The organism is Azospirillum oryzae, from assembly GCF_900177515.1.
GTDB classification, from domain to species: domain Bacteria; phylum Pseudomonadota; class Alphaproteobacteria; order Azospirillales; family Azospirillaceae; genus Azospirillum; species Azospirillum oryzae_A.
This window is the reverse complement of sequence record NZ_FXAK01000002.1, coordinates 718,574-736,993: the sequence shown is the minus strand read 5'-3', so window position 1 is coordinate 736,993 and position 18,420 is coordinate 718,574. Positions and strand designations below refer to the sequence as shown.

Below are 18,420 nucleotides of genomic sequence, written 5' to 3'. Positions count from 1 at the left end.
TTAAGGATGGCCGGAGCGCGTCCGCGCTTCCCACAGCGTGATGGAGACGGTCGACACGATGATGAGAGCGCCACCCGCCACCATCGACAGGGTCGGCACCTCGTTGAAGAAGCAGACGCCGATGATCACCGCGAAGATCAGGCGCAGATAGTCGAGCGGCGCCAGGGCCACGGAGTTGCCGCAGGTCATCCCCTTGATGTAACAGGCCTGCGCCCCGACGCTGGCCGCGCCCATGACGACGAAGAGAGCCGCGTCGCCCGGCGTCGGCCATGTCCAGACCAGGATGGCCGGCGGGATCGACAGCAGGAAACCGAGGATCGACGACCAGCACAGAAGGCTGAAGGTGCCGTGCTGCTTGGCCAGCAGCTTGATGCTGACGACCGTCAACGCGAAGAGCAGGGCCGACCCGATGGCGGCGGCGTGGGGCCAACCGACCTCAGTCTGGGCGGACGGGTTGACGACCACCAGAACCCCGATGAATCCGGCGATCAAGGCGGCGGCCCGCCCCGGCCCGACCCGCTCCCCCAGCAGGACGACGCCGAGCGGCGCCATCCACAAGGCGCGGGTGAAGGACAATGCGTTGGCGTCGGCGAGCGGCAATTCCTGAAAGGAATAGTAGGAGAGCAGAACCCCGGCGACCGCCGTCATCGCCCGCCCGAACAGCAGCATAAATTGCCCTGATCCCAGGACTCCCGGCTTACGGATCAACGTCGGCGTCAACCCGATCACGACGGCAAGCTGGCTGAAGAACAGCTGGAGCGGCGGCGAATAGCCGGCCAGCCGCTTCACCAGAACCGTCATGACCGTGAAGCAGACGGCCGACGCGATCATCCACACCGCCCCCCGAAGGTTTGGCGTGAGGCGCGCAAAGCCGGCCGAAAGGAACGGAACCATCGGCGGCATCACGGCATCAGGTCTCGTCATCCGCCCAACGGCTCGGCCCCGATGCGCGGAACGGCCGTGCGCCGGCGTCGACGTCGGCGCGCGCGATAAGGCGCAGGGCGGGAATGGTCCCGATCTCGCGCAACGCGGGGGTGGAAGCGAAATCGCCGTCGGCAAGGGCCACGCAATCGTCGAAGGTCAGCATGACAAACATCATCCTTGGTCGAAAAAGGGCCGGGCGCCATCACGATCGCCCGGCCCAGGGTCCGCGCCGGCCGGGAAGCGCCGGAGCGGCAGACGTGCCTTACGCAGACGTGCCTTACAGCGCCTCCGCCAACTCCGGCAGGGCTTTGAACAGGTCGGTGACGAGGCCGTAATCCGCGACCTGAAAGATCGCTGCCTCCTCGTCCTTGTTGATCGCGACGATGACCTTGCTGTCCTTCATGCCCGCCAGATGCTGGATGGCACCGGAGATGCCGACGGCGATATACAGCTCCGGCGCGACGATCTTGCCGGTCTGGCCGACCTGGTAGTCGTTCGGCACGAAACCGGCGTCTACCGCCGCTCGACTCGCTCCGACGGCGGCGCCCAGCTTGTCGGCGATGGCTTCCAGCAGGTGGAAGTTGTCGCCCGACTGCATGCCACGCCCGCCGGAAATGACAATGCGGGCCGAGGTCAGTTCCGGACGTTCCGACTTGGACAGCTCGGCCGAAACGAAGGAGGACAGGCCGGGGTTCCCCGTCGCACTCACCGTCTCCACCGGGGCGGAGCCACCCGGACCCGCCGCTTCGAAGGCGGTAGTGCGGACGGTGACAACCTTGACCCCGTCCCGCGACTGGACGGTAGCGATGGCGTTGCCGGCGTAGATCGGCCGCTCGAAGATATCCTCCGAGACCACGCCGGTGATGTCCGAGACCGCCGCCACGTCCAGCAGGGCCGCAACGCGTGGCAGCACATTCTTGCCGACCGAGGTCGCCGGAGCGAGGATATGGCTGTAATTCCGGCCGATCTCGACCAGAAAGGCCGCCAGCGGTTCGGCCAGCGCATGCTCGTAGGCCGCATCGTCGACCAGCAGCACCTTCGACACACCGACGATTTTCGATGCGGCCTCCGCGACGCCCTGCGCGCCCTTGCCGGCGACCAGCACATGGATGTCGCCACCGATCTTGGCGGCGGCGGTGACGGTGTTCAACGTCGCCGGCTTCAGTATGGCGTTGTCATGTTCGGCCAGAATGAGGATCGTCATGGTCAGATCACCCGCGCTTCGTTTTTCAGCTTGTCCACCAGTGTGGCGACATCCGGCACCTTGACGCCGGCCTTGCGCTTGGCCGGTTCGACCACCTTCAGCGTCGTCAGCCGCGGTGCCACGTCGACGCCGAGCGCGGCCGGAGTGACGGTCTCCAGCGGCTTCTTCTTCGCCTTCATGATGTTGGGCAGCGAGGCGTAGCGCGGCTCGTTCAGCCGCAGGTCGGCGGTGACGATGGCCGGCAGTTTCAGCTCCACCGTCTCCAACCCGCCGTCGATCTCGCGGATCACGGTGACCGAGCCATCGCCCAACGCAACGTCGGAGGCGAAGGTGCCCTGGCCCCAGCCCAGCAACGCCGCCAGCATCTGGCCGGTCTGGTTGCAGTCGTCATCGATCGCCTGCTTGCCCAGGATGACCAGCGTCGGGCCTTCCTTATCGACCAGCGCCTTGAGAATCTTGGCAACCGCCAACGGCTGGGTTTCGGTGTCGGTCTGCACCAGGATGGCGCGGTCGGCGCCCATCGCCAGAGCGGTACGCAGCGTTTCCTGGCACCCGGACGGGCCGACCGACACGGCGACGATCTCGGTCGCCTTGCCGGCTTCCTTGAGACGAACCGCTTCCTCGACGGCGATCTCGTCGAAGGGGTTCATGCTCATCTTCACGTTGGCGGTCTCGACGCCCGTTCCATCCGCCTTCAAAAGGATCTTGACGTTATAGTCGATCACCCGCTTCACGGGCACGAGGATCTTCATGATGCGATCTCCAACGCTCTCTTATTCCGCCGCAATGACGCTGACGTCGCCGTCCCGGTAGGACTGGATCAGTTCGGACAGGCGTTCCCTGGCCTTGGCAACGCTCGCGTCCTTGACCGGGCCATAGCCGCGCATGTCCGACGGCAGGGAGGCGATCTCCACCGCAATCGCGTGGTTGTCACGGGTTAGGGTGCGCAGCACGTCGCGGATCGTCGTCTCGTATTCGGCGATCAACCGGCGCTCCATCCGCCGCTCCGGCGTCCAGCCGAACGGGTCGAAGGGCGTGCCACGCAGCCCCTTCATCCGCGCCAGCAGTTTGAAGACGCTCAGCATCCACGGTCCATAGGTCCGCTTCCTCGGTCTCTCGCCCGCCGGCACGCCATGATCGAGGAACGGCGGCGCGAGGTTGAACTCCAGCCGGTAGTCGCCTTCGAACATCTCGGCGATGCGCTCGACGAACCCGGAGTGGGCGTAAAGGCGCGCCACCTCGTACTCGTCCTTGTAGGCGAGCAGCGTGACGAGGTTGCGCGCGACCGCCTCGGTCAGGCTGGTTTTTCCCGGTGCGGCGCGGCGTTCGGCGTCGCGGACCCGGTCGACGAACGCGGAATATCGCGCGGCGTAGGCGGCGTCTTGATAATCGGTGAGGAAACGGGCGCGCCGCTGGATCACCTCTTCCAACCCGCCCGAGCGGCGGCGCAGATCGGCAATGGCCGTCGGCGTTCCGACCGCTTGCGGCCGATGGGCGAGAGCCTCCACCGCCGCCGGGTCATGCGCGGCGAACCGGCCCAGGTGAAAGGCGGTGGTGTTCATCGACACGGCGACGCCGTTGACCGCGATGGCCTTCAGAAGCGCCGCGGCCGACAGCGGAACCAGCCCACTCTGCCACGCGAAGCCGAGCATGAACGGGTTGGCGGCGATGCTGTCGCCCAGCAGGGCGGTGGCGAGCCGCGTCGCATCGACCAGGGCGAGCGAGCCGCCCGCCATCGCCATATCGATGTCACCGACGAGGTCCTGCACCGGAACCTTGAAATCGCGCTGCCGCGCGAACTCGGCGGTGACGGCCTCGTGGCTGTTGATGACCGCGCGGGTCCGTCCCGGCCGAATCTTCGATAGGCAATCCCCGGCGGCGGCCACCACGATGTCGCAGCCGATGATCGCGTCGGCGCCACCGGCGGCGATGCGGACGGCGTGCAAATCTTCCGGCGTGTGGCCGATGCGAATGTGACTGGTGACTGCCCCGCCCTTCTGCGCCATGCCGGTGATGTCGAGAACGCTGACGCCCTTGCCCTCGATGTGGGCGGCCAGGCCCAGCAGCGCGCCCAGCGTCACCACCCCGGTGCCGCCGACGCCGGTGACGTAGATCCCCCAGGGCCGATCAACGGAGGGCAGGACCGGTTCGGGCAAGGCGGAGATATCGACCGCATCCTTCGCCAGCGGTTGGGGCTTGCGCAGCGTGCCCCCATGGATTGTAACGAAGCTGGGGCAGAATCCCTTCACGCAGGAGAAATCCTTGTTGCAGGTGGATTGGTCGATCTGGCGCTTGCGGCCGAACTCGGTCTCCACCGGCACCACCGACATGCAGTTCGATTGCACCGAGCAGTCGCCGCACGCTTCGCAAACCAGTTCGTTGATGACGACGCGCTTGGGCGGGTCGGCCATCGTGCCACGCTTGCGCCGGCGGCGTTTCTCCGTGGCGCAGGTCTGGTCGTAGATCAGGATGGAGACGCCGGGCACCCCCCGCAGCTCGCGCTGCACCGCGTCGAGATCGTCACGATGCCGCACCCCGGTGAAGGGAGGCAGATCACCGCCGTTGCCGTATTTTTCCGGCTCGTCGGAGACCACCACGATGCGCGCGGCACCCTCCGCCGCAAGCTCCCTGGCGATCATCGACACGGTCAGCGTGCCGTCGATCGGCTGCCCGCCGGTCATGGCGACGGCGTCGTTGAACAGGATCTTGTAGGTGATGTTGACTCCGGCGGCGATGGCCTGCCGCACCGCCAGGCTGCCGGAGTGGTAATAGGTGCCGTCACCGAGGTTGGCGAAGACATGCGTTTCCTCGGTGAAGGGGGCTTGGCCCACCCACGGCACCCCCTCGCCCCCCATCTGGGTGAAGGTGTCCGTCTTGCGGTCCAGCCCCATTGCCAGATAATGGCAACCGATGCCGGCCAGCGCCCGGCTGCCCTCAGGTACCACGGTGGAGCTGTTGTGCGGACAGCCGGAGCAGAAGGTCGGCTTGCGATCGACGCGTGCCCGTTGCACCCCTTGCGTTTCGCGGGCGTCGAGGAAATCGACACGCTGTCGGATCCCGTCATGGTCCAGGAAACGCAGCAGACGGCGTCCGATCACCACGGCGATCCGCGCGGGTGAGAGTTCACCGGCCGAGGGAAGAATCCAGTCGGCGCCTTCGTCGAACTTGCCGACCACGCGCGGACGGACGTCGGGGTTCCAGTTGTAGAGCTGTTCCTTCAGCTGGTTCTCGATCAGCGCACGCTTTTCCTCGACGACAACGATCTCCTCTAGCCCTTCGGCGAAGCGGCGCACGCCCTCGCGCTCCAGCGGCCAGGGCATGCCCACCTTGTAGACGGTGATGCCCCAGTCGGCGGCCATCGCCTCCGAGATGCCCAGCTCATCAAGAGCCTGGCGAACGTCGAGATAGCTTTTCCCGGTGGTGACGATGCCGAATCGCGGGCGCGGGCTGTCGATCACCACACGATCCAGATTGTTGGCACGGGCGAACGCCAGGGCGGCGTACAGCTTGTGCTTCATCAGCCGGTGTTCCTGCTCCAGCGGCGGATCGGGCCAACGGATGTTCAACCCGCCGGGCGGAAGCGGAAAATCGGTGGGGATGACCGGGTCGATCCGATGCGGATCGACATGCACGGACGCCGAGCTGTCCACCGTCTCGGCGATGGTCTTCATGGCGACCCAGCAGCCGGACCAGCGGCTCATCGCCCAGCCGATCAGGCCGTAATCCAGGATCTCCTGCACGCCGGCGGGATTCAGCACGGGAATCATCGCGTGGACGAAAGCGTGCTCGGACTGGTGCGGCACCGAGGAGGATTTGCAGGCGTGATCGTCGCCGGCCAGCACCAGCACCCCGCCATGGCGAGACGAGCCGGCGAAATTGCCGTGGCGCAACGCGTCGCCGGAACGATCAACCCCCGGCCCCTTGCCGTACCACATCGCAAAGACGCCGTCGTGCCTGGCCCCCTCGAACAGCCCGACCTGCTGGCTGCCCCAGACGGCCGTGGCACCGAGTTCCTCGTTGACACCCGGCTGGAAGTGAATGTGGTTCTTGTCCAGAAACTTGCGGGCGCTCCACAAATTCTGGTCGAGACCGCCCAGCGGCGACCCGCGATAGCCTGAGATGAAACAGGCGGTGTCCAGACCGGATGCCGTGTCGCGCTGGCGCTGCATCATCGGCAGGCGCACCAGGGCCTGGGTGCCGGTCAGGTACACCCGGCCGCTTTCCACGGCGTATTTGTCTTCCAACGTCAGGGAGGGCAGCGACAGGGAATCTTGGGTCATGGCGTGATGGTCTCGAAAAATGGGCGGACCGGCCCGCAGGACCGGGCCGCCCAAGGAAGACGGTCGCGGGAGGATGCGTCCGTCCGAGATGAACTGTTCGGCCGACCGCCCGAATCCGGTCCGATCACATGCCGGTCTTGCCAGCCTTCTGAAAGAAGGAGCGCATGGCGACCAGCGACGGCGTGTGGCAACCGAAGCCACCGTCGGCGACCAGCGTGGTGCCGGTGACGAAAGAGGACTCATCCGACGCCAGGAAGGCGACGACGTCAGCGATCTGCCGTGGCGTTCCCAACTCCGGCGTCATATGGTTGTCGCGCAGGATGTCGAGCAGCTCGGCCGGCATCGACCCATGGGCGTTCTCCGCCGGAGCAAGACCGATCTGCACGGCGTTGGCGCGGATCCCCTGCTTGCCGTATTGGGCCGCGATGACGCGCGGCAGCATGATGAGCGCCGCCTTCGACGCGGCGTAGCCGGTCAGTGACAGATCGCCCTGCACTCCCAGCCCGGAGGTCGCGAATATTACGGAGCCGCGGCTCCGCGTCAGCATGTCCGGGATGCAGTGCTTGCTGCACAGCACGGCGCCGCGCAGATTGACGGCGATGGCCCGGTCGAAGGCGGCCATGTCCAGGTTGCAGATGTCGCGGTCGCGCTGGCGCTGTTGGACATCGAGCGCGGCCGCGTTGTTGTGCAGGATGTCGATACGGCCGAACCGATCGATGACTGTAGCGGCCATCGCCGACACGTCGTCTTCCAACGACACGTCGACACGCACGGCCATCGCCTGCCCGCCCGCTTGCACGATTTCTCCGGCGACCCGCTCGGCCGCGTCCGCGTTGATGTCCGCGACGGCGACGCGGGCGCCGTGGCCGGCCAGGACCCGCGCGCATTCCGCGCCCAAGCCGCCGCCCGAGCCGGTGACGATCGCCACCCTGCCGTCAAGCTTGCCAGTCGTCATCTTTTCATCCCCTCCGTCGCCACCGCGCGCTTGGCCCGCCTCACAGCGTGCGCGCGATGATTTCCTTCATGATTTCGGACGTGCCGCCGTAGATGCGGGCGACGCGGGCATCGACCCAGGCGCGGCTGACCTTGTACTCGCTCATGAAGCCGTAGCCGCCGTGCAGCTGGAGCATCTCGTCCAGCAGGCGGTTCTGCATCTCGGCGCCCAGCAGCTTCGCCATCGCCGCCAGGTCGGCAGTCAAGTCGCCGTTCAGCAGCAGGCCCAGGCAATGATCGACGAAGACCCGCAGCATGGTGGCGTTGGCCTTGACCTCGGCCAGCTTGAAGCGCGTGTTCTGGAAATCGAACACCGTTTTGCCGAACGCCTTGCGGTCACGGGTGTAGGCGACGGTCTCCTCCAGCAGCGCCTCCACCGAGGCCGCCGCGCGGATGGCGATGATCAGCCGCTCCTTGGCAAGCTGGTGGGTCAGGTATGTGAAGCCCTGATTGTCCTCACCCAGCCGGTTCGCCGCCGGAACCCTGACCCCGTCGTAGAACAGCTCGCAGGTGTCCTGACCGCGCAGGCCGATCTTTTCCAGCTTCCGCCCCTTGGCAAAGCCGACCATGCCCTCCTCGACGCACAGCAGGGTCAGATCCTTGCTGTTAGACGACAGCTTGGCCGCCGTCACCACGAGCCCGGCGTTCATTCCGTTGGTGATGAAGGTCTTCTGGCCGTTGACGATGTAGTCGTCGCCGGACCGGGCCGCGCTGGTGCGCATCGCGCGCAGGTCGCTGCCGGTGCCCGGTTCGGACATGCCGATGGCGGCGATCAAGTCGCCGCTCGCCATGCGCGGCAGCCAGCGCCGTTTCTGCTCCTCGGTGCCGTAGGCCAGGATGTAGGGGGCGGTGATGTCGGAATGGGTGGTGAAGCCGACTGCGGTGGCGTTCGCCCGCGCCAACTCCTCGATGAGAACGGCGGAGTGGCCGAAATCGCCGCCCGGACCACCATACTCCTCCGGGATCGTTACGCAGAGCAGGCCCTCGGCCCCGGCCTTGCGCCACAGATCCTTGGGAACGATGCCATCGGCTTCCCACGCGGCGTGATGGGGGACGACTTCCTTGTCGATGAAGCGGCGGACCTGATCGCGGAAGATCTCGTGGTCGTCGCGGAAGATCGTGCGCATGCGTGCTCTCCACTGGGCCGGCGCGGATAGGTCGGCGGAACCCGGGTAAAATCCGGGCGTCTCCGCCGCAAGGTGCGGCGGATTCCCGGCATCCAGGCCGCTGGGCCGTTAGCGTTGCTGCTGTTCGAGTTCGGCGAGGTTGCCCGGCCGCGACTGGTAGCCGGGAAGATGAAGACCGCCATCGACGTTGATGAGTTCGCCGGTGACGTAGCGCGACATCTCCGACGCCAGGAAGACGACGACGGGGCCGATGTCGTCCTCGGGATCGCCGGGCCGCCCCAGGGGTTTGCGCGCGGCCGAAGCCTCGCGGAAGCCGGGGATTTCCCGGCACATCCGTTCGAACACCGCCCCGGCGGCGGTCGGCGCGATGGCATTGACGCGGATGTTGAAGCGCCCCCATTCGGCGGCGGCGCTGCGGGTCAGGCCGAGCAGCGCGGATTTGACGATGTTGTAGTCCGCGTGCATCCAGGCGCCGACCTGGGCGTCGATCGAATAGAAGTTGACCACCTGCCCGCCGCCGCGCGCCTTGAAATGCGGCAGGGCCGCGCGCATCGCCCACCACGCCGCCCAGATGCCCGAATTCAGGCAGCTTTGCAGCATCTCGTCGGTTTTCTGCTCGAACAGGACTTCCGGTGTCGGAGCGAAGGCGTTGTTGACCAGCACGTCGAGACCGCCGAAGCGGTCGACCGCCGTCTGCACCGCCGCCAGCACATCCTCTTTTCGGGTGACGTCGGTGCGGATAAAGACCGCGTCGCCACCCAACTCCGCGCGCAATTCCCCGGCGGTGCGGGCGCCGCTGGCCTCGTCGATCTCGGCCACCACGACGACGGCGCCTTCGCGCACGAGGCGCCGCGCCACACCGCGGCCGATGCCGCCACCCGCCCCGGTGACCAAGGCGACCTTGCCGTTGAGAAGGGAACCGCCGCTCTGCCGCATGGTTTCAGCCACCACGTCCTCCCAGGAAATCTTTCTTGAATGACGTCAGTCCGCCGCGAAAAAATCAACACTTTTCCGCATAACGTACAATATTAGACCCCAGCAATCGCCGCCGGATCCGCCGCGCGACTCAGTCCCGCACCAGCAGCAGGCTTCCGCCCAGCGGACCCCCGCCCGCCGCCGCGACGGCGACGCGGGGATCGGCCAACTGGCGACCACCCGCCCGGCCCCACAGCTGCGCACAGGCTTCGTGGACATAACCCAGGCCATGGGTGCGCCCGCCCGACAGCTGGCCGCCATTGGTGTTGAGCGGCAAGTCGCCGTCCAGACCGATGCAGGTTCCGTTCTCGATGAAGCGCCCGCCCTCGCCGCGCGGACAGAACCCCAGCCCTTCCAACCACATCAGGGTCAGGATGCTGAAGCCGTCGTAAAGCTGCGCGGTGTCCACATCGGCGGGCGTCAGGTCGGTGCGGTTCCACATCATCCGGCCGACCTCCTGCGTGATCATGGCGGACAGATCGACCTGATCCCAGGCGTGCGGGCTGTGGATGGCGGAACCGATGGCATCGATGCGGATCGGCGGGTTCGGCTGGTCCTTCGCCGCGTCGCGGCGGGACAGAACCAGCGCGGTCGACGCGTCGCAATGGACATCGCAGTCGAAGACCCGCAACGGCGTCGACACCAGACGCGACGCGAAGTAATCGTCCATCGTCATCGGCGCGCGGTAGACGGCTTTGGGATTCAGCGCGGCGTGCCGGCGACAGGTCAGTGCGATCTGCGCCAACTGTTCCGCCGTCGTGCCGTAATCGTGAAAATGGCGCTGGGCGTACATGGCCGCGAGGTTGATCGCCGACAGCACGTTGAAGGGCGTGTACCACTGCCAATAATAGGTTCCGTCGCGCCCGGCCGACTTGTTCGTCAGGGCATTCGCCGTGCGCGACCTGGCGCGGCCGGTCGCCTCGGTGATCGTGCGGAAGACCAGGACATGCCGCGCCAACCCGGTGGCGATGGCCATCGCCCCCTGGATCACCCCGGCGAGCGGGCCGGGGCCTTCGTACCCGGCGCCATACCAGTTGAGCTTCAGCCCGAGCGCACTCTTGATCGCCGCCGTGCCGACCGGCGAGAAACTGTCGCCGTTGTTGTTGTCGCCGGGCCAGCAGGCCACGCCATCGATGTCGTCGCGGGTCAGGCCGGCGTCGCCGATCGCTTCCATGCACGCCTCGACCGTCAGCCGCATGGCCGATTTGGACGAGGGGCGGGCGACCTCCGACTGGCCGATGCCGGTGATGGCGACATCCTTTTCGAAGACACGGTCAAACATCATTCGTCCGCCACGAACAGAGGAATCCATACGTCATCGATCGGTTCGAAGGTGACGCGCACCGGCATGCCGATGCGCACCCGGTCCACCGGGCAACCAACGATGTTGGTCAGGAAACGGACCCCCGCCTGTTCCACGATCTCGACGATGGCGATGACGTAGGGTTCCGCCAGCTCAGGCGTCCAGGCCTGATGGTTGACCGTGAAGGTGACGACGCGCGCGCGTCCCGACACCGGCTTGTGCCCGACGTCGAGGCTGGCGCAGGCGGGACAGACCGGCGTCGGCGGATGGAACAGGGTGCCGCAGGCGTCGCAATGAGCGATGCGCAATTCCCCGTCGGCACCGCCCGTCCAGAACGCCGTGTTCTCAGGATTGAGAAGCGGAAGCTTCCTTGGCATGGGGATCCCCAATCATGGCGCGGGTGGAAGCGGACAGAGAGCCGCCGCCACGCGCCGCAGGATGGACCCCGATTGTGCCGATCCCATCGCTGAGGTCAAGGACTTTCCGATATCAGAACTAATTTCTTTATTCAGAATTTTTGTCCGTCTCGGAGAACGCGTCGCTCAACACATCCCGCAACGATCGGGGTCGCCGACCCGATAAACGCTCGATGTCCCCGGTGACGATGTCGAAACCGCCCATGGCAAAACGGGTTCGGATGCTGACTACCACCGCGACGATGGGCGGCGGCAACCCGGCCTGCGCCATCGTGGAACGGAACGCCTCTTCCGTCAGTTCGACATAACGCAGGGACCGCCCGGCCACCGCGCCGGCGATGGCCGCCCGCTCCGTCCCCGACAGGCTCTCCGGGCCGGTGCCGGTGTAGATGGCGCCGTCATGCCCGTCCCCGGTCAACAGGCCGGCGGCGGCCCGTGCGAGATCGTCGCGCGAGACATAGCCCACCCGCCCGTCGCCGATGCCGGCGATGGCTCCACGGTCGAGCGCCGAACGAACCTCCTGGACGAAGGCTTCGGCGTAGAAATTCATGCGCAGGATGCTCCAGGCGCCGGCCGTCCGCATCAGGCGCTGCTCCGCCGGGAAATAGCAGCCCCAGATGTCCGGCTCCTTCGCCCGCCGGGTGCCGGCCGACGACATCAGGCTCACATGCCCGACCCCGGCGGCGACCGCCGCATCGACGGCGGCGAGATGCTGGATGGTCCGCTGTCCGGGCCGCATGTCGGTCGTCGGAATGATCAGCAGCCGATCGAGCCCGGCGTAGGCCGAGGCCAGAGAATCGGGCTGGTCGTAGTCGCCGAACCGCGCCTCGACCGTTGAAGGAAGCGCTTCGGGGGTTCGCGAAATGCCGACGATGCCGTGTCCGGAGGCCAGACCTTGCAACGCGGCGATGGTCGCCGAGCCGAGTTTGCCGCTTGCGCCGCTGACGCCGATCTTCACGATGACATCCTTTCAAAGGGGAGTTTTGGCGGGTGGGTTTCAGTGGGAGAGGCGTTTTCCCGGTGCCGTGCGCCAACCGGCGGCGCACACTGCCGCCAAGGGCACTTTTTGTGCCTGCCGCCATCATGGGAAGGCGGTGGATCCCCCGCAAGGAGGCATGACTTTGTCACCAGGGAACACGTCTGTGCCTGCCGGAACCGACAACCACGGCGACTGCCGCGCGCTGGCCGAAATCCTCGACCGGGTCGGCGACAAATGGACGGTGATGGTGGTGGGCATCCTGTCCGACGGGCCGATGCGGTTCAACGCCCTGCTCCGCCGGGGAGGCGGCGTGTCGCAACGGATGCTGACCTTGACGCTGCGCGGGCTGGAGCGCGACGGATTGGTCAAGCGAACGGTCTTCCCCACGGTTCCACCACGCGTCGAGTATGAGCTGACCGCGTTGGGGCACTCATTGATCGCGCCGTTGCGCGCCCTGTCACAATGGGCGCAGGCGCACCGTCCGGCGATCGAGGACGCGCGCCGGGACTTCGACGCAACGGCACGGGAAACCGGCTGAAGCGCACAAACCAAATCCGACGATTGCGTTTCCCACCGATTGATCGGATGATCGCCTCATCGGCACGCCGCCATCCACGGGCGATGCCGATCCATCGGTCGATAGTCCGGCCGACTTCTCATCCCCCGACCCTTTCGTCCATCGCCCGATGACGGCCACATTTACGAGCCGCCGGGAACCTCCCCCTGACCGGAGACACCCATGACCACGCCCCTCCAGGACATTCCGCTGACCCGCATCACCGGCGAGAGCGCAACACTCGCTGACCACAAGGATTCGGTGCTGCTGATCGTCAACGTCGCCTCCAAATGCGGACTGACGCCGCAATACGCCGCGCTGGAGGCTCTGCACGAACGCTACCGTGACCGTGGCTTCGCCGTACTCGGTTTCCCCGCCAACGACTTCGGCGCGCAGGAACCCGGCACGAACGCGGAGATCGAGCAGTTCTGCCGGACCAACTTCAGCGTCGATTTCCCGATGTTCGCCAAGGTCGCGGTGACCGGCGAGGAGCAGCACCCGTTGTACCGCGCCCTGATCGCCGCCCATCCGACGGCGATCTCCAAGCCCGAAAGCGGCTTTCGCCAGAAGCTGGAAGGCTACGGCATCAAGACCAACCCCGAACCCGGCATCCTCTGGAATTTCGAGAAGTTCCTGATCGCCCGCGACGGCACGGTGGCGGGCCGCTTCGCCCCCGACGTGACGCCGGACGATACGCTGGTCATCACCGCGATCGAAACGGAACTGGCAAAGGCCTGACGGCCGCGCTCGGGAGACACGCCATGCCCTTCAACGACATCCTGGTTCACGTCGATGGCGGGGACGGTACCGCCGGCCGCATCGCGATGGCCGCCCGACTGGCCGCCGCCCACGGCGCGCGGTTGACCGGCCTTCATGTGCGGCCGGCCCTGGATATTCCCGTCCTGGCGCAATCCTTCGCCGGGCCCGCCCTGAACGATGCGTTGACCAAGGCCGCCGACGAGTCCGCCGCACTGGCCAAGAACCTGTTCATCCGCCACGGCCAGCCTGCCGAGGCCCGGCAACGTTGGCTGGACGCTGGCGGAGACGCCGCGCAGACCGTGATCGCCCACGCCCGCTGCACCGATCTGGCGGTGGTCGGCCCGTCCGACATCGGCCAACCCGGCGGACGACGGATCAGCGGCCAGATCGTGCTGGAGGCCGGCGTGCCCGTGCTGATGGTGCCGGAACGGCCATCGGTGGAAACCCTGGGACAACGCGTCGTGGTCGCCTGGAACGCCAGCCGGGAAGCGGTCCGCGCCGTCCACGACGCCTTGCCGATCCTGCGGACCGCCTCGGCGGTCGAGGTAGTGATCATCGTGGTGAAAGCACCGGCTCCGACCGCCGAATCAGGGCCGGGCCGCGAGCTGGTCGATTTCCTCGCCCAGCACGGGGTGGCGGCGACGGTGAAGCTTCTGGTGCTGGAGGATGCCTATGGCGTCAGCGGATCCATCCTGGCGCGGGTCGAGGCGACGGGCGCCGATTTGATCGTCATGGGTGGTTTCGGCCGGTCGCGCCTGCGCGAAGCGATGGTCGGCAGCACCACCGGAAATCTGCTGACCCGCTCGACCGTGCCGTTGCTGGTCTCCCACTGAAAGTCCCGGACGCCACACGGGGTCTCTCCGGTGGCGTCCGGCCCGTGATGCCCGGCGGTTCGCGGCGTCAGCCCGCCCGCACCACGCCGAGGAAGTTCGAGACCTCCGCGGACAGCGCCCTGGCTTCGCTGGACATCTCGGCCGACGCATCGACCACCCGTCCCGCCGCTTCGCCGGTTTCAGTCGCGGCGGTGGTGATCGCATCTATGCTGGACAACATGCGGTACGTTCCATCAGCCGCCTGGACGATGTTGCGGGCGATCTCCTGCGTCGCCGCGCCCTGCTGTTCGACCGCGGACGCGATGGAACCGGTGATGCCGTCGATCGACGCGATGGTGCCGCCGATCTTGCGAATGGCTTCCACCGTCTTGGCGGTGACGAGTTGCATCGCGGCGATCTGCGTCCCGATCTCGTCGGTCGCCTGCGCGGTCTGGGTCGCCAGCAGCTTCACCTCATGCGCCACGACGGCGAAGCTCTTGCCCGCCTCCCCGGCGCGCGCCGCCTCGATGGTGGCGTTCAGCGCCAGCAGATTGGTCTGGGCGGCGATCTCGCCGATCAAGCGTACCACCTCGCCGATGCGGCCGGCGGCGTCGTTCAGGCTGCGCGCGGTCGCGTCGGTCGCGCGCGCGTCGCTCACCGCCTCCCCGGCGATGCGCGCGGACTCCCGAACCTGACGGGTGATCTCGGAAATCGAGGACGTGAGCTGCTCGGCCGCCGAGGCCACCGTCTGGACGCTGTGCGTGGCGCTGTGCGTGGCCACCGACGCCGACGCGGCTTCCCGCTTCGCCTGCCCGGCGAACTGGGCCATGATCTCCGCCGTCGAATGCATGTTCGAGGCTGAACGCGCGAAACGGTCCACTGCCGCCTTGAAGGTCGTCTCGAACTGTCCGGCAAGGCCGATAAAGGCTTGACGGCGTTCGCCGGCCAGACGCGCGCGCTCCTGCTCGGCGCGCTGGTCGGTTTCGGCCGCGGCGCGCGCGTTCATCTGAAATACCTCCAGCGCACGCCCCATCTCGGTGATCTCGTCATGGCCATCGACTGGGATGGCGGCGTTCAGATCGCCCTCCGCAACCGACCGCATCGCCTGCGACAGCCGCGACAGCCGGTTGACCACGACATGCCCGACATACAGCCATGTCATCAGGATCGTGCCGATGACGCTCGCCGCCCCGATGGCGATCAGCGTGCGACGGCCGCGCTCAATTCCGGTGCTGGCCTCCTCCACCAGCTCGGCGCTTTCCGCCCGGACCTTGTGGACCAGACGGGAGGCCTCGCGGCGAAGCTCGTCCGACAGCGACCGGTTGTCGTTCAACGCGGTCCAACTGGCGGTCGCCGCCGCAAGCTCCTCCCCCGATCGCGCGAACAGCCCCTGGGGACCGAGGCCGAGTTCGGCCAGAATCCGCAGATGCGGATCCAGCAGCGCCGCGTCGTCCACGGGAAGCCGGGCGACAAGGGAGGGCAGCCGCTCGACCAGCCGCGTGAAATCCATCCGCAACGCGTCGAGCTGGGGCAGGCTCGACGCTTTCGACGCCTCCGCTGCCAAGCTTCCCATGCGGTTGCCGGCCTGCATCAGTTCCAGACCGGCCATCAACGCGACCAACTCGCCGGCCACCGTTCCACCCGCCTCGCCCGACCCGGCGCCCCGGCGCTCGACGGTGGCGCGCAGGCCATCGACGATGGGCTGGCACAGGACAGCGAAGGCCGCCTGCTCCAGGTCGATGTCGCGGAGCGCCGCGTCGCGCGTCTTGCGGATCGCCAATCGTTCCGACACCGCCTGGATCTGGGCGTTCTGAAGCGTGGTCATCTTGGCGCTGACCTCCTTCAGAAAGGCGAGACTCTCATCGCCGGGGCGCAGCGGCGTCAGCTCCTGCACCGTCTGCGACAGCAGCCCCATCTGCGCCTTGAGATCCTCGGCCCGATCGGACAGTTCGTTCGGGTTAGTGACGCTGTCGAGCACCGGGGCCTGGGCGACCACGGCGCTGGCGTCGGCCTGAAGCTGCTGAGCCAGGACCACCGAGGGAAGATCCTGCTCGCTGATTTGCAGCATGCGCCCGTGAATGGCGGTCATCGTCCACAGACCGACGCCGCTGGCCAATGTCGTCAGGACCGCCACCACGCTGAAGGCGATGAACAGCTTTCCGCGAATTCCCATGTGAAGCGATGGGAGATACCGGCCGAAACTCATCTCGTCTTCTCCCTACCGGTTTTTTTCAAGGCCGGGTCAGCCGGTCTGATCCCGCAGCCAGCGCCGATGGCGGTCGAAGTGATCGGGGCGCCGCTCGATCCAGACCCCTTGAGCCCTGGCGAGTTCGGCCATGCCGGCGGCAAGGTGCAGCACCCCGGCCAGACGCAGACGTCGGCCGTCCCGCGCCTCCATCCAGGCGCGCGCCACCAGATCGCGCTCGACCGGCACGGGCTTGAGGAAATCGACGGTCAGGCTCGCGGTCACCGCCATGGTGCCGAGAAAGCCGGGAATCCGGCCCAGCACGTCGTCGAACACGGCGGCGGTCCAGCCGCCATGCGCGACCATCGGGCCGCCCTGATTGGCCGCGTCGCAGCGCAGCGCCGCCGACGCGACGCCGTCGTCGCCCATCGTCATCCGCGTGATGCCGAGACGGCAACGACCGGACGGCCGGCAGCCGCCGCACAGCGCGATCACGCAAGGATCGCCGCCCTCAGACAACCGGGGCGTCCGCGACGAAGATCCGGTCCGACTTGATCGGAACCGCGATGTCGGCCAGCGCGTCGGTGTCGATGCGGCGCTTGGTCGTCAGCAGCGTCTTCGCGGTGATGAACTCGATAGGCAGGTTGACCGATTCCACCACCGCCACCCGGTCGCCGGACATGTGATAGAGCGCGAATTTCCCCGTCTCGGGCGAGCCGCGCGTGATCGTGCGGTCGATGCCAACGCCGAGCCCGGCCATCTGGAGCTTCAGATCGTACTGATCGGACCAGAACCACGGAATTTCGGGCGGCGGCGCTGCCGCGCCGGTGATCGACGCGGCGGCTTGCTTGGCCTGCTCCAGCGCGTTCGGCACGCTTTCCAACCGCACGCGCCGCCCGTCATACAGCGCCAGCGGACGCGAGGTCATGTCGCCGATGGCATAGATCGCCGGATCGGAGGTGCGGGCCTGCTCATCGACGCGCACGCCGTCGTCGCAGACCAGACCAGCCGACCGGGCCAGCGCGTCGCAGGGCAGCGCGCCGACGCCGACCACCACCGCGTCACACGCGACGATGCGGCCATCGGCGAGTTGCAGCGCCCGCACCTTCCCCTCCTCTTTGCCCTCCCCCTGGCCTTGCCCGTCGCCCAGGAAGGCGGCGACCGACGCGCCGGTCAGGATCTCGACGCCCCGGCCTCGGTGATAGGCATCGACGAAGCCGGACAACGCGGCGCTGGCGACGCGAGCGAGCACTCGGCTTTCACGCTCCACCACCACCACCTCGGCGCCAAGCGCGCGGGCGGACGCGGCAACCTCCAACCCGACATAGCCGGCGCCGACGATGGCGATGCGTTTGGCGCTGCGCACCGCCGGCTTCAGCCGATCCGCGTCGGCCTGGCTGCGCAGTTCGAACAGCCCGGCGAGACCGGCGCCCGGCACGTCGAGCTTGCGGACCAGAGACCCCGTCGCCAGTATCAGGATGTCGTAGGCCAGCGTTTCGCCATCAGCCAGCGCGACCGTCCTGGCCTTGGCGTCGATGGCGGTGACCGATCGGCCCAGCCGCAGTTCGATCCCGGCCTCGTCGTAGAAGCTCTGCGCGCGCAGTTTCAGCGCATCGGGCGACAGATCGGTCTTCAAATAGGTCTTGGACAGCGGGGGGCGCTGGTAGGGAAGCAGCGGCTCGTCCCCGATCAAAACGACTTTGCCCTTGAATCCGTATTGCCGCAGCGTCGCGGCGGCGGTGCCGCCGGCCTGCCCGGCCCCGACGATCACGATCGTCTTGTCGTCCTGAAGCATGATCCGTCTCCAATATCCGGTTCGGCGCAAAAAGGATGGGCGTCCCAGGCCGCGTTTCCGAAGACCCGCACCTGGGACGCCCGGTCATGCCCCCGTGGCGCCGAACGGAGCC

At 67.2% G+C, this 18,420-nt stretch carries 17 protein-coding genes; 3 read left to right on the top strand and 14 right to left on the bottom strand.

Going from position 1 to position 18,420, the window contains the following annotated elements; all coding sequences use genetic code 11:
* The 11 genes from B9N97_RS06350 to B9N97_RS06305 all read right to left on the bottom strand — a co-directional run bounded on the left by B9N97_RS06350 (position 1) and on the right by B9N97_RS06305 (position 12,180).
* Positions 1-894 (bottom strand): DMT family transporter, encoded by an 894-nt coding sequence (locus B9N97_RS06350; RefSeq protein WP_280174738.1) that lies wholly within the window; start codon positions 892-894, stop codon positions 1-3.
* Between the two features lie 16 nt (positions 895-910).
* On the bottom strand, positions 911-1,087 hold the full coding sequence (locus tag B9N97_RS35510) for a hypothetical protein (RefSeq protein ID WP_167393200.1): 177 nt from the start codon (positions 1,085-1,087) through the stop codon (positions 911-913).
* A gap of 114 nt (positions 1,088-1,201) precedes the next feature.
* Positions 1,202-2,128, bottom strand: a complete 927-nt coding sequence (locus tag B9N97_RS06345) for an electron transfer flavoprotein subunit alpha/FixB family protein (RefSeq protein WP_085084435.1) — start codon at positions 2,126-2,128, stop codon at positions 1,202-1,204.
* A gap of 2 nt (positions 2,129-2,130) precedes the next feature.
* A complete protein-coding gene (locus tag B9N97_RS06340; protein ID WP_085084433.1) occupies positions 2,131-2,880 on the bottom strand; it encodes an electron transfer flavoprotein subunit beta/FixA family protein in 750 nt (249 codons plus the stop codon).
* A gap of 21 nt (positions 2,881-2,901) precedes the next feature.
* The gene (locus tag B9N97_RS06335; protein ID WP_085084431.1) at positions 2,902-6,408 is read right to left on the bottom strand and encodes an indolepyruvate ferredoxin oxidoreductase family protein; all 3,507 of its coding nucleotides are present in this window, start codon (positions 6,406-6,408) and stop codon (positions 2,902-2,904) included.
* Between the two features lie 124 nt (positions 6,409-6,532).
* Positions 6,533-7,363 (bottom strand): SDR family NAD(P)-dependent oxidoreductase, encoded by an 831-nt coding sequence (locus B9N97_RS06330; protein WP_085084429.1) that lies wholly within the window; start codon positions 7,361-7,363, stop codon positions 6,533-6,535.
* A 40-nt stretch (positions 7,364-7,403) separates the two neighbouring features.
* On the bottom strand, positions 7,404-8,528 hold the full coding sequence (locus B9N97_RS06325; RefSeq protein ID WP_085084427.1) for an acyl-CoA dehydrogenase family protein: 1,125 nt from the start codon (positions 8,526-8,528) through the stop codon (positions 7,404-7,406).
* Between the two features lie 108 nt (positions 8,529-8,636).
* Complete coding sequence (locus tag B9N97_RS06320; protein WP_208621158.1) at positions 8,637-9,476, bottom strand: SDR family NAD(P)-dependent oxidoreductase; 840 nt, start codon at positions 9,474-9,476, stop codon at positions 8,637-8,639.
* Positions 9,477-9,594: 118 nt separating this feature from the next.
* The gene (locus B9N97_RS06315) at positions 9,595-10,788 is read right to left on the bottom strand and encodes a thiolase family protein (RefSeq protein WP_208621157.1); all 1,194 of its coding nucleotides are present in this window, start codon (positions 10,786-10,788) and stop codon (positions 9,595-9,597) included.
* The gene (locus B9N97_RS06310) at positions 10,785-11,183 is read right to left on the bottom strand and encodes a Zn-ribbon domain-containing OB-fold protein (protein WP_085084420.1); all 399 of its coding nucleotides are present in this window, start codon (positions 11,181-11,183) and stop codon (positions 10,785-10,787) included. The genes B9N97_RS06315 and B9N97_RS06310 overlap by 4 nt, the downstream gene beginning before the upstream one ends.
* A 127-nt stretch (positions 11,184-11,310) precedes the next feature.
* A complete protein-coding gene (locus B9N97_RS06305) occupies positions 11,311-12,180 on the bottom strand; it encodes an NAD(P)H-binding protein (protein WP_085084418.1) in 870 nt (289 codons plus the stop codon).
* Between the two features lie 184 nt (positions 12,181-12,364).
* On the opposite strand from B9N97_RS06305, the gene B9N97_RS06300 reads away from it, so the two are divergent.
* From B9N97_RS06300 to B9N97_RS06290, 3 genes are all read left to right on the top strand, one after another.
* Positions 12,365-12,739: a winged helix-turn-helix transcriptional regulator gene (locus tag B9N97_RS06300; protein WP_244560575.1), complete on the top strand. Its 375-nt coding sequence runs from the start codon at positions 12,365-12,367 to the stop codon at positions 12,737-12,739.
* A gap of 201 nt (positions 12,740-12,940) precedes the next feature.
* A complete protein-coding gene (locus tag B9N97_RS06295) occupies positions 12,941-13,495 on the top strand; it encodes a glutathione peroxidase (RefSeq protein ID WP_085084414.1) in 555 nt (184 codons plus the stop codon).
* Positions 13,496-13,518: 23 nt separating this feature from the next.
* Positions 13,519-14,349: a universal stress protein gene (locus B9N97_RS06290; protein WP_085084412.1), complete on the top strand. Its 831-nt coding sequence runs from the start codon at positions 13,519-13,521 to the stop codon at positions 14,347-14,349.
* A 67-nt stretch (positions 14,350-14,416) separates the two neighbouring features.
* Here B9N97_RS06290 and B9N97_RS06285 read toward each other — a convergent pair whose 3' ends face one another.
* Genes B9N97_RS06285 through B9N97_RS06275 form a run of 3 tightly spaced genes read right to left on the bottom strand, consistent with a single transcriptional unit; the run spans position 14,417 to position 18,308 of the window.
* A complete protein-coding gene (locus tag B9N97_RS06285) occupies positions 14,417-16,534 on the bottom strand; it encodes a methyl-accepting chemotaxis protein (RefSeq protein ID WP_085084410.1) in 2,118 nt (705 codons plus the stop codon).
* A 36-nt stretch (positions 16,535-16,570) separates the two neighbouring features.
* Positions 16,571-17,008, bottom strand: a complete 438-nt coding sequence (locus tag B9N97_RS06280; RefSeq protein WP_208621156.1) for a PaaI family thioesterase — start codon at positions 17,006-17,008, stop codon at positions 16,571-16,573.
* Positions 17,009-17,024: 16 nt separating this feature from the next.
* A complete protein-coding gene (locus B9N97_RS06275; RefSeq protein WP_085084406.1) occupies positions 17,025-18,308 on the bottom strand; it encodes an NAD(P)/FAD-dependent oxidoreductase in 1,284 nt (427 codons plus the stop codon).
* Positions 18,309-18,420: the final 112 nt, after the last annotated feature.